A 12,180-nucleotide genomic window follows, 5' to 3' on the forward strand; every position below is an offset into this window, starting at 1 on the left:
TCAATATAATTACTTAAAATTTGTCTTATTTTCAAGTTTGTAATTCGTAGAAATTATTTCTCAAAAGCAGAGTACCTATTTTTCGGATTCGCTTCATAATCAAACCAATCAAAATCGGCAGGATTGGTGTTGGCACTTCCATTACCCGATGCATACATTCCGATAAAAACACCAATGAATCCGTGAATTTTTTCATTCGATAATTCCTTTGTGGCAGCCGTTCCAAGTAATATCGCTTCTTTGCCTTTGGGGTGTACCCAAAATTTGTATTCCAATTCGGCTGCACTAATTTTCAGAATAACATCATCTTTTGATATTTCTTTAAATTCTTCGCTTTCAACTTTATCCTGAAGATACGTTTTGAAAAGCACCACCCGTTTCCCTTCGCGTTGGGTAATGACCAGGCAGAAATGATTGGCATCGTTGCCACGTACCACCAAACCTGCTTCTTCATTATCGGCCACAGGGACAAAACTCACTTTCGCCGAAGCCACCATATTGAAGTTGGGCTGTCTGCGCCCAACAAAAGCAGGTGAATCTTTCTCGTTCAAGCTCACTTTTGAACCGTTTAGTCTCAAATAGCCGGGTTTCTCAGTCAACGACCAATCGGCCTCGTAAGGATTACGAAGGAAATTCCATTGCAAACCAAGCGTTGGGCTGCTGAAATCATCGCGAATCGGTTCTTTCTCCCACTTATGTTCCGGAAGATTCGGTACAGGAAATTCTTCCAGCATTACGCCGTTGTCGCCACCAATGGGCCAGCCATCGTCTGTCCATTTTACCGGTGCCAAATAAGTTTCACGACCTAAATGTTGATACCTTCCACCTTTTGGCCTGATTCCCAAACAAACCAGCCACCAGGAACCGTCTTGTAATTGCACCAAATCGGCATGGCCAATGGCCTGGAATGGACTTTCGGGATTATTCATATTAGAAATTACCGGATTGTATGGACTGGGCTCGAAAGGCCCGTAGGGTGATTTGCTTCGCTGAATCACTTCACGGTGCTCGTAACCCGTACCACCTTCGGCCGACATCAGGTAATAATATTCACCAATTTTATACATGTGCGGCCCCTCAGGCGACGAACCACCCTGTCCTGTTGCTACGACTTGTAATGGTTTAATAAATTTTTTCTGAACAGGATCAAAAGTCCCGACCATAAAATTTCCATCATTACCAGGGCTTACCCAATACATACTGTCGTTGGCAAACATCATTGACGGATCAACATACCAATTGCCTATCCAAACCGGATCGGACCAGGGACCTGCCGGGTTTGTAGCTGTTACGTAAAACACGCCTTGTGAACCTTTGCCACCATAATTGGTGCACGAAATGTAGAAAGTGCCATTGTGATAGCGAAGTGCGGGCGCATAATTACCGCCCGATGAACCAGCCCCTTCCATCGGACAACTAGCCGGCCGATCTAAGGCATAGCCGATCATCTTCCAGTTAACCAGATCTTTGCTGTGATAAATGGGCAATCCGGGATAAAACTCAAAGGTTGAGGTTACCAGATAAAAGTCATCGCCTACCCTGCAAATGCTTGGATCAGGGTTCATACCGGTAATTACCGGATTTTTATAGGTTTTCTGGCCGATAACGCTCCCTGCTGCCGTAGTGAGCAGGAACATAAATAATAGTAATCGTTTTATTTTCATGATCAATTTTATACTTGTTGTTGACAACTCATTTTCTAAGAATCATTTTTTGTGTTGTTGCACTGTTTCCAACCTTTAGTTGGTAGAAGTACAGTCCGGCGGGCAATAAGCTTCCATCAAAATCAACGTGATGGGTTCCTGAAGGCAATTTCTTGTTGATCAGATTTGAAATCTTATTTCCTGAATAATCAAAAACATCCAACACTACCAACGCATTTAATGAAGTTCGGAATTGTATGGTTGTAATATCGGTGAATGGATTGGGAAAATTCGTCAGATCCGATCCGTTTTTCAGCTCACTTGCAACCGATGTTGGGTATAGCAGATTGTCACCTGCTTCAATCATAATAAACTGAACCGAGCGCGCGGGAACCTCTAGTTTTATAGAACTACCTATTGAAAAAGCGTTTGCAGGAATAGTCTCAAGTGTCTCACGAGGTCCCCATTGTGTCCCCGTTGGTCGCTCCTCATTGACGGTTACATACATCGAAAAATCGCCATTATCAGTACCTCCGGTTAATGAGTAATTATAATACTGATCTCCGACACCAATCTTCAGTGGATCTATTTTTACAACTTGTGCAGTTTTCCCTTTATTTACAAGTACAATCCCGGTTTCGCCAGAAGCAAATTTAGAGGCATAGGCCAAAATTGTGGTGTTATCTGATGTGGCATTAATTACATGATCGCCGGTAAATTTTTGGGTATAATACGCATAATAGAAATCAGGCCGTGGCTGCCACCTTAAACTTACATCATCGCCCTGATAAAACATACCATCTTCGCCTGAGGCGAGTAGCCACCTGGCACCCAACCCAAAATTATTCTTAATCAATTCATTATAGAGAATGGTAGCCTGCATTCCATTTATGTACGATTTTCCCATCGACTCATTGGCAGAATTATAATTCACATTATACTCTGTGATAGCTACAGGTTTAGGAGAAGCGTTTTTATCAGCAATATCCTGCTGAATAAAGCTGATGTTTTTCTTGGGCTCAGTAGCCGCGACTGACAACAAATTTTCCGCGTTAGCATCCGTTCCAAAATAATTGTGCATTACATAGAAATCGGCGCCATCGCCAATTTCGCTAAACACCCCTTCATTCCAGATTCTGTCCACAGAATTCCAACTCGTCGTACCATCATAATGCAATACTTGTGCCCCAATATATATTTTGGCACCCACGTCAGCAGCAGCGGCTCTCATCGAATCGGCAAAAACCCTGAAATGCTGTCCGTAAAGCTGACCTGTTATAATTTCGGGCTGCCCATCCTTATTGGTACGGGTATCGATCTTCCAACCGGCTTCCCATGGACCGGCATTTTCGTTTCCAATTTCCCAAAATTTCGTCCTTCCGTTATCGTAACGTACCCACTGAGCGGCCAGATGGGCAGCCTGCGCTACCGGATTATCGCTCAATCCGTAACGGGCATAACCATAGTTGATAGTAATGAGCCCCTGCGAGCCGGTTTGCTCACGTAATTTATAATAGTTCCCGGTTGTGGTAGGCCAGTCATTTTTTCCTGAAATGGCGTAAAACTTTACTCTTTCTCCCGATGAATCATAAGCAGAATCCGGGACATCGGAAGGAGCACCATTCCAGAAAAAGATATTGGACCAACTTCCTCCCGGAAACCGTATTAAAGAAGGATTCAACAGTTGGGTGTTTTCCACAAACGTAGGATTATCGGTGTTATTTCCCATCCAAACAGCTATGGCATTTCCAAAAACATAGTTGGAAATTTTGCCCAGTGTATCGGCTGATAAAGTAACTGTAACAGTTGGCGAATTTACCGTTTTGCTTGCCGTCACCGAGCCTGGGATTGTAGCGTTTTTAGGCGTAAAGTCTTCTAAAAAACAATTCGTTTCCTGTGCCAAAAGCGATGTTGTACAAAAGATCACAGAACACAATGATGCTATAATTTTAAGTTTAGCGTTTTTCATGTTTTTATATTTTAAGCAGCAAGACCGACTTCAGAAGTCAGAAGACAGAAGTGATTTAATGATTCTTCCGAATACTGACGTAATGCCGGGATTCTTATTCACTTATCGATTTAGTACTTTAAATTTTCATTCTTCTTGTTCTGAATGTACAGGTTAGTCTGTAAATTAATTCCAGACGGCATCCAGCCAACAGAACAATAGAACCAGCTTCTATTATCTCTAAAATACTGTAGCTTCCGGCAATCCTGCTACCTCAAGAATAACCACGGAATCGTTGTCGTTCGGGGTATTCGCAGGTAACGAAATCCTTATACTCCCATTTTCAACGGAATAATCAAGCGCCTTTCCGGGCTCATTCATCAGGTAAATTTTTGTTATGGAGTTTTTAATTGCCGGTATCGAAAGCATTCCTTCCTGAGGCCATGAAAAAACATGGACAAATAATTTGCCTTCTTTTTTAGTATAAAAACCCCACTCGGGTTCAGCCGCAAACGGGCTGCGTGTTGTACCGTAAATACTTTCTCCGTAGGTATCCATCCATTCTCCGATTGCCTTTAAGGTATCGGCCGTTTGTTCCGGTACTGTCCCGTCGCCCTTCGGGCCAATGTTTAGCAAGTAATTTCCATCCCGGGAAACCACTTTAACCAATTCTCTAACCAGGTATTTGGTCGATTTATAGTCATTATCGTTTTTATTGTAGCCCCAGGTTCGGTTCATCGTTTGGCAAGTCTCCCACTGGCGGCTCCGCGGTACATCAGGTACTTCCTGTTCGGGGCATTCGTAATCCCCCAGGCCAAAACTGCGGCAAACACGTTCGTTAACTACCAGATTCGAATCAAGGCCGGTTAAGTAATTATACAAATCGATTCCGTCGGCTTTTGTCCACCATTTTTCAGGGCTTGGTTCTCCGGCATTGTAGGTCCAGTCGCCATCAAACCAAAGAGAAGCGGGATGATAACGATCAATCAACTCCCTGAGCTGCGCTTTCATATCGCGAATGTAGGCTGTTCGTGCCGAATCCGATTTCATGGTTGAAAAAGTAGAGCCATTCACGTGGTTAATCTCCTGCGAAGAATGGCCCCAGTCAAGAATTGAATAATAGAGACAAAATTTAATCCCGTTGTCATGACAGGCTCTTTTCAATTCCATTAGCACATCCCGTTCTCCGAATGATGTAAAGCTCGGCAAGCTATACATCTTATCTCCTGTAACATCTTTAAAACTTTTCACTTTGGTATCCCACATACTAAACCCTTCATGATGTTTGGCCGTGATAACAAGGTACTTCATACCGGCAGCTTTTGCCAGTTGAACAATTTCGCGGGCATCGAACTCCGACGGGTTAAAATGAGGCGAGACTTGCTGCTGATAATCGCCTTTTTCCCAGTTTTCGATACTAAATGCCCATTCGCCATGCGCCAAATACGAATAACTACCAAAATGGATAAACATACCAAAACGGTCGTTGTACCACCATTTTAACTTCTCAGGAATTTGATACTGGGCATTTGCCCTAAACAACGGATTTAAAAACAACACTATTATCCACAACAACAAAACAGAATTTCTTTTCATAACTTCTAATTAAAACTTCAACCTCTTTTTGTTATTCATTTACATCAACGCCCAATATTGAAAGCATTTCAATACCGTATCGTTTACCTAATTCCCGGTATCCTTCTGAATCAAAATGTGCAACATCCTGCCCGGTACAACCATCGGAAGAAATTACATGTGCGGTTGGAATTATATCAGGCAGAGTACCTATTATCGGATTCATTGATGAGCAGCAATTTCCCTCACCAGAGAATAATTCACCTGCTAAAAGAGGAACCGAACCGGCATCTAAGTCAAGGTCAGTTAACATGTCGGTATAAATTTTCTTTACATAAGTCGGCCACTGCTCCTGTCCGGTATTTGTTTCTCCCTGGTGCAAAAGAATACCTTTAACAACACCATCCTTTTGCGCCAGCTTTGCCTGGTTAATTAAATATTGATAGGGATTTCCATCATAGCCAATTACCTGAGACGTAAACCAGTCGTCTGTAGATGTAGAATCGTAATCCATGTACAAATCCTTGTCAAACAGCCTGATGTCGCATCCGGCAACAGAAACATTGATAATCCCCACAGTAATGCTGTCGGGCAAATTGGCAACCAATGTTCGTCCGAAATAATCGGCAGGCGAAAGGCCCGAGCCACATTGACAAGTAGGCGGCACAGCAGTGTACCATGTTGCTTTTTCCCTGTTCAGATTGCTGCAATCCAATGCCTGAAACAACTTGAAACGGCTGTCAACGGTCAAATCCTGGCTTTCAATTGCTGCGGCACCATGCATATTCGATTGTCCGAAACAAAGGAAAATGTAAAAATTGCGATCCTGTGCAACGGGCTCAATCGGGGAATCCTGCGAATCCTGCGAAACCGTAATCCGTCTGTCCTGCCCGTTTTGCGAGGAAACTTTCAATACGCCGGAACGTGTTGAACCGGTATCATTAAGGTCGGCTGTCAACTGAATTTCAGTGTTGCCGCTACCACCACTTGTTTTATTTAACTCCAACCAGGAAAAAGCAGAATTGGCAATACTCCATTGGTCGTTGCCGGTTACTGTTATATTCGAAGTTCCCCCCTCAGCCGGTAACGAAACCGATGTTGTGGAAACATCCAGGATAGGTTTGATATCCTCATCATTTCCACATGATGAAAGAATGGTGCACCCCAAAAGCAGTGCTAACATTAGTTTTCCAAACAATTTGTGGCGAATCATGTTATTTTTCATTTCAATATAAATTTCAATTTGTTTATTTTAACACAAACCCTAATCGTTTAAATAGCAGATTTATGCGATAACTTATCTTATTGGTCACCAATTCTATTTTTGGGTTATTCCTTTCCAATCGTCGGTTCTGAAAGGCACAACCGGCAATCCCTCTGAATTCACCAGGTTGCATTCTGGATTATCGGCCCAGGCATAGCGCACCGCAACCGGTTCGGCAACCTCATCGGAATACACAACGATGTCATTTCCATCAATTTCTGCTTTTGCCCAATAGAATTTCCGGTCGTTGCCGGCAATTGCAAAGCCTGTTACTTTGTTTCCATCTTTTGTTAAAAGGGCTGAACCACCATTGGTAAAATGGATGCGTATACGGCCTTCTTCTTTTTGAAAATCATGAAACATGGGGCCGTATGCTACGCAATCTTTTTTATACACCATTTTATTGGCAATTAGTGCCAGCCTGCGACCTACTTCCTGTTTGTTTCCCGGGTGAATATTATTGTCTTCACCAAGATCGATAGCACAAGCCATTCCGGTATTTGGTTGCGTTAGTGTCAGTGTTTGTGCTTCTCTCAGTTCAGCCCACTCACTTTCTGAAGGCAGTGTTTTTCGTTCCATGTAATTAGCCAGTTGAACAAATAAAAACGGGAGATTTCCCTGCTGCCAACGCTGCCTCCAGTCTTTAATTAACATGGGAAATAATTCGCGATAATTGTAGGCTCCCGCTGCATTCGATTCGCCCTGGTACCAGATGTAGCCTTTTATGCCGTAAGGAATTAGCGGGTTTATCATGGAATTAAAAAGCACAGTAGGATAATACTGGTAGTTGAGTATTTTCGGGAAAGAAGGTTCAAGGTCTTTCTTGTATAACCAGTTTCCGGCTAAAGAAATGCTGGAATTCCCATCAGTAATATAAAGCTCATCAGCCGGTGGGTTTAAACCACCACCGCCCCAAAGCATGGCAACTCGCACTGCAATTGTATTTTCTTCAGTTTGTTGCACCAGGCTGCCCGGAATAGTATAAGAATGAGTAGAATCGGAATACCAAACGTTTTTGCAAATCTCCTTACCGTTAAAATAAAACGAATAGTTCATTTCCGGGTGACCAAGGCTAACTGTCAGATCTTTTCCGGCAAAGGATTCAGGCAACGATATTATTTTCCGCAGCCAAACCATGCCCTCATAACTGCCAATCCCGAAATCTTTCAGCACATTGGGCATTTCAATTTCTGCCCAGTCGGCATCATCATAATCTGTTGCAGTAAAAATATTGTCGGCATTATTTTGCGGGTTATATACAATATCCCAAATACGCACCCAACTCAGACTGTCGGCAACAAGGTCATCGCGATCTAAAGTAAGAGTATCCGTTGCCAGTGTATTTTCCCTGGTAATGGGCGATGTTAGCAGCATCTCCCTACTGGTCCAGGCTTCAATCGGTGTGCCGCCCCAGGTACTTTGAATAATTCCTACCGGAACGTTTTGATCCTGATGAATTTTGCGGGCAAAAAAGTAAGCAACTGCCGAAAACTCCTTTACACTGGAAGAATCGCAGACTTCCCACTTGCCGGATGCAATATCCGGCTGAAGCTTTATTTCTTTACTGTGGTCGACAACAAGAAAACGTACCTGCGGAAAATTGGCGTTGGCAATTTCCTTGCCTGCATCTTTGGCCTGCTGTACCTGCCATTCCATATTCGATTGCCCGGATGCCAACCAAACATCGCCAATAAGTATTTCATCCAATACTATCGCCTCGTTTGGTTTGTCTTTTTCATAAATTTTAAGCGTATATGGGCCGCCGGCTTTGAACTTCGGCAAACGAAGCATCCATTTCCCGAAGCTATCTGCTTTTGTTGTCGCTTTGGCATTGCCGAGTTCTGCAATTATCAGTGCTCCCGGAGTTGATTTTCCCCACAACGGAATTTTAATATCTCTCTGTAGTACCATGCCGTCGCCAAATACTTTTGGCAAGGATATTTGCGCAGAAACCGCCGCAACAAATGAACAAAGCAGAATACTTAAAACAATTTTTCTCATGGATGTAATATGTTACAATTTTTCAAATCGTGCCGCCCAGCCGCCACCGGGTGCCAGATTTATTTCAATTTCATCGATGTTGGAAACCATTTTAATCTCACGTTTGTAGTCGGTGGCATCACGGTCAGCATTCACCCCGTCGCTAAATATTACGGCATTGTATTTTCCTTCAGGTAAAAACGACAGATCAATAGTCAGCGACCGGCTGTTCCAATTGGTCATTGCACCAACATACCAGTTATCACCTTTACGGCGGGCAATAGCGATGTATTCAGATACTTTCGCATCACATACAACGGTTTGATCGGATACAGTTGGTGTTTTGGCAATAAACCTTGCACACTCCGACTCTTTCCGGTAGGCTGTCGGATTATCGGCCATCATTTGTAATGGTGCTTCAAACACCACGTACATAGCCAGTTGATGAACGCGGGTTCCCTGGCTCATCGGCATTGAATTGGAAGGGTAAAAATTGGCCATTGTCACATTACGCATGGCACCAGGGGTGTAATCCATCGGGCCGGTCATCATTCGCATAAACGGAAGAGTCACATCATAAGGCGGAACATTGTCGGTTGTCCATTTTACGTTTTCCATGCCTTTAACCCCCTCAAAATTCAGCACGTTTGGCCATGTACGGTGTATGCCTGAAGGTTTCATGCCGTGATAATCGAGGATCATTTTATAGCCGGCGGCCATTTCGGCCAACTCGTAGCAAGAATGCATCGCCGGTTGATCGTCGCGGTCAAAAAAATCAAGCTTAAATCCTCTAACACCCATTTCCGAATATTTGGCAAACGCCTGTTCTTTCACCTCATTAAATTCATGCCAGGCTGCCCAAAGGATAATATCCACATGCTTGTTTTTGGCATAGTCCAGAATTTCCTTCAGGTCGATCTTATCCGATGTGGTCATCACATCGTGTCCATTGTACCAACCTTCGTCAAGCACCACATATTCCACACCGTATTCAGAAGCGAAGTCTATGTAATATTTGTAAGTCGGGGTATTTATCCCTGCCCGAAAATCGACATGTGAGATGTTCCAGTCGTTCCACCAGTCCCATGCCACTTTGCCCGGCTTAATCCACGAGACATCGGCAATGCGGGATGGCGCTGCCAGCCGCTGCACCATATCATTGTCGGCCAATTCTTTGTCGTTATTGCTAAGGAAAACGATCCTCCATGGAAACTGGCGGGGAGCATTTGTTTTAGCAATAAAATCCGCTCTTTGATCGACCATAAAATTAAGGTTGTTAAAACCACCTACGCGTTCCTTTAAGGGATATTTTGGGAAAATACCATGAACGCCAAATTTTACAGGGTCGTTTATTTTGTAATACATCCCGGGATAATCTTCCAGGTCAGTTTCCATAAGCATGGCTTTTTTCTGGTTCCCTAAATCGACCAAAAGAGGCAGAATCGCCAACGAATCGGCCCTAAACTGAGACAAAGAAACAGGATCGTACACCGCTTCGAATGCCGATTCAAATGGGTCTCCTTCCCTCAAATCGCGCACATATGGTACCCAGGCTTTATGATCTGTTTTAAAGTTAAAATTGGCTTCTTCATTGGTAATTACGATGCCTCCTTCTTTTGAAGAAAAGAAGCGATAGGCCACACCATCGTTGTAAGCTCTGAAAATGATGCCAAAGTCGCCTTTACAGGTAATTGTGAGCTGATTATAATTATCCGAGACCATTTCTTTACGGTAGTTGATGGCTTTAAATTCGGTGTTCACAGAGCTCCGGTTGGCTGATTTTACCTTTACATTTCGGCCCAAAACCGTACCGTCTGACAATTGAAGCGAGATCGGTGACGGTGCCAATACAGTATCGCCGGCACTTATCAATGCCCAGAATAAACCGGCACCAGCCTGTATACTCAAAACGACCTGTTTATCAGGCGATTCCAATTGATATATTTTCGGTTTGGTTGTAGCGTTGCAATTGAAAATAGAAAAAATTGCAAGCAAAAAAAAGGCAATGGAATAGGTTGTTGTTCTCATTATATATTCATGTTATTTCATTTCAAAAAGCGCAATTCTTTAGAATCTTTTGCTTTGAAATTGAAGACTTAAATTCATCGGTTTAGGGCTTCATATTGAAGATTCTACTACTTCAACTCTTTTTCAATATTATGTTGATGTAAAGACTATTTTTTATTTTGATTTTTATTGGTTTGCTCCAGCCATGATAGCATCAAGCGTCCGCTTGTCTTTTACGGTATAATCTGATCGATCAATTAAACCACCTGTGTCCCACCAGAATGGAATCAGACCATTTTCCAGAGCTTTTCCTGTTACATAAGTAATCCAATGATCAACTGAATTGTTGTGTTTCTCCAGTTCTTTGGGAACATTATCGCTATTCCCCCTCCGGTAAGTACCGTACTCTCCCAGAATTACCGGGATACCCTTATCTACAAACTTGCTTTTTGCCAAACGAAACGACTGATCTACTTCATCCTCTTCCCCGTATGTAGCATTGCGTTCCGGCTCAATATCAGAATGATAATCTTTACCCCAGTAATAAACCATTTTACCCCAACTTACGTCTTCAGTCAATATGCAGAATTGAGAAGGACTGTAAAAATGCACCTCAGCCATTAAACGCCCCTCAATCTCATCCGAAGGCATGTTCATCAGATCATTACTTTTTTCAATATTTGTACCTGGCCCCTGAACTACAAGCACCCTGTAGCTATTTCTTCCACCTGTAGAGCGGACTGCATTAATGAACGTTTGATGATACGTATGAAGAGCCTCCATCTCTTCTACTGTTTTAACAGCCGGTTCGTTGGCACTGGCAAACATCAGATGCTCATCAAAATCGCGCATTGCTGTAGCAATTTGCTCCCAATAAGCTTTTTGTTTGGCACTCACAGAGTCCACTTTTTCCGGTTTACAATTGTGCTCAAGCCAACCACCATCATAATGGATATTCAGAAGTACGTACATATCGTTATTAACACAATAACCAACCACCTCTTTTACCCGGTTAAGCCATTCCGATTTAATGCGGGCTGTTTTGTAATCTTCAATATGGATATTATCTCCAGCCCAAGAGTAATCCTTTCTCCAATCCCAGTCCCAGGCACATGGGATTCGGATAGCGTTAAATCCTTGTTGTTTTACAGCTTTTACATAGTCCTCGGTGATGGCAGGATTACCCCACGCTGTTACTGCGGGAGCTTCCATGGTGTTGCCGATATTCCACCCCAGTTTCATTTTTGCTGCAAGCTCTGTTGCTGAACTACTCATTCCTGTGGCATCCGGTGCCTGGGGCGATGTATTGTAAGAGGGAAATAACCGGCTTACCTGCAAAACTTTAACCCGGCGAGACTGTCCATTTGACGAGTTAATAACCAAGGTAGTTGAACGGGTTGCGCCGGTACTGTTTACCGTTGTTGACAATTCAATGGTACTGCTTCCGCTACTCCCTGAAAGCTGACTTAACTGCAACCACGACACGGAATTGCTTGTACTCCATGAGTCGTTCGCATCTATTATAATTGTTGCCTGCCCGCCTTCTGCTTCAAAATTTACCTCGCTTACAGAAACGGTTAGCACAGGCTCCACCGGGTCGGTACTTTCGCAAGAGAAAAAAAACAGAATTACACTAAGAAAAACTAAAATTTTCTGATTTAATCTAAACATCATTTTACTATAAAAATTATTGAACACTTGAAGAATATACATCTGCCGGGTAGTAGTCCAACAGATTTACAAAATAAGTTGTGGACAAACAG

7 protein-coding genes are annotated in these 12,180 nt (G+C 43.1%); all 7 read right to left on the reverse strand.

Going from position 1 to position 12,180, the window contains the following annotated elements:
• Nucleotides 1–53: 53 nt before the first annotated feature.
• The 7 genes from HFD85_RS08280 to HFD85_RS08310 all read right to left on the reverse strand — a co-directional run bounded on the left by HFD85_RS08280 (nucleotide 54) and on the right by HFD85_RS08310 (nucleotide 12,091).
• Nucleotides 54–1,664: a glycoside hydrolase family 43 protein gene (locus tag HFD85_RS08280; protein WP_167607578.1), complete on the reverse strand. Its 1,611-nt coding sequence runs from the start codon at nucleotides 1,662–1,664 to the stop codon at nucleotides 54–56.
• 28 nt (nucleotides 1,665–1,692) lie between these two features.
• Nucleotides 1,693–3,612, reverse strand: a complete 1,920-nt coding sequence (locus HFD85_RS08285) for a T9SS type A sorting domain-containing protein (RefSeq protein WP_167607581.1) — start codon at nucleotides 3,610–3,612, stop codon at nucleotides 1,693–1,695.
• A gap of 219 nt (nucleotides 3,613–3,831) precedes the next feature.
• The gene (locus tag HFD85_RS08290; protein WP_167607584.1) at nucleotides 3,832–5,187 is read right to left on the reverse strand and encodes an alpha-L-fucosidase; all 1,356 of its coding nucleotides are present in this window, start codon (nucleotides 5,185–5,187) and stop codon (nucleotides 3,832–3,834) included.
• A 31-nt stretch (nucleotides 5,188–5,218) separates the two neighbouring features.
• Entirely contained in the window at nucleotides 5,219–6,391 is a 1,173-nt protein-coding gene (locus HFD85_RS08295) for a sialate O-acetylesterase (protein ID WP_240925020.1), read from the reverse strand.
• Nucleotides 6,392–6,484: 93 nt separating this feature from the next.
• Complete coding sequence (locus HFD85_RS08300) at nucleotides 6,485–8,431, reverse strand: sialate O-acetylesterase (RefSeq protein ID WP_167607587.1); 1,947 nt, start codon at nucleotides 8,429–8,431, stop codon at nucleotides 6,485–6,487.
• A gap of 12 nt (nucleotides 8,432–8,443) precedes the next feature.
• On the reverse strand, nucleotides 8,444–10,438 hold the full coding sequence (locus tag HFD85_RS08305; RefSeq protein ID WP_167607589.1) for a glycoside hydrolase family 97 protein: 1,995 nt from the start codon (nucleotides 10,436–10,438) through the stop codon (nucleotides 8,444–8,446).
• Nucleotides 10,439–10,603: 165 nt separating this feature from the next.
• Nucleotides 10,604–12,091: a cellulase family glycosylhydrolase gene (locus HFD85_RS08310; RefSeq protein WP_206081914.1), complete on the reverse strand. Its 1,488-nt coding sequence runs from the start codon at nucleotides 12,089–12,091 to the stop codon at nucleotides 10,604–10,606.
• Nucleotides 12,092–12,180 lie beyond the last annotated feature (89 nt).

It is taken from the genome of Maribellus sediminis (assembly GCF_011799805.1).
Taxonomy (GTDB): Bacteria; Bacteroidota; Bacteroidia; order Bacteroidales; family Prolixibacteraceae; genus Draconibacterium; species Draconibacterium sediminis_A.

What these genes read in the sequence shown, in the direction of transcription:
- HFD85_RS08280 (WP_167607578.1), bottom strand. Translation starts at nt 1,664, where the DNA reads ATGAAAATAAAACGATTACTATTATTTATGTTCCTGCTCACTACGGCA.
- HFD85_RS08285 (WP_167607581.1), bottom strand. Translation starts at nt 3,612, where the DNA reads ATGAAAAACGCTAAACTTAAAATTATAGCATCATTGTGTTCTGTGATC.
- HFD85_RS08290 (WP_167607584.1), bottom strand. Translation starts at nt 5,187, where the DNA reads ATGAAAAGAAATTCTGTTTTGTTGTTGTGGATAATAGTGTTGTTTTTA.
- HFD85_RS08295 (WP_240925020.1), bottom strand. Translation starts at nt 6,391, where the DNA reads ATGAAAAATAACATGATTCGCCACAAATTGTTTGGAAAACTAATGTTA.
- HFD85_RS08300 (WP_167607587.1), bottom strand. Translation starts at nt 8,431, where the DNA reads ATGAGAAAAATTGTTTTAAGTATTCTGCTTTGTTCATTTGTTGCGGCG.
- HFD85_RS08305 (WP_167607589.1), bottom strand. Translation starts at nt 10,438, where the DNA reads ATGAGAACAACAACCTATTCCATTGCCTTTTTTTTGCTTGCAATTTTT.
- HFD85_RS08310 (WP_206081914.1), bottom strand. Translation starts at nt 12,091, where the DNA reads ATGATGTTTAGATTAAATCAGAAAATTTTAGTTTTTCTTAGTGTAATT.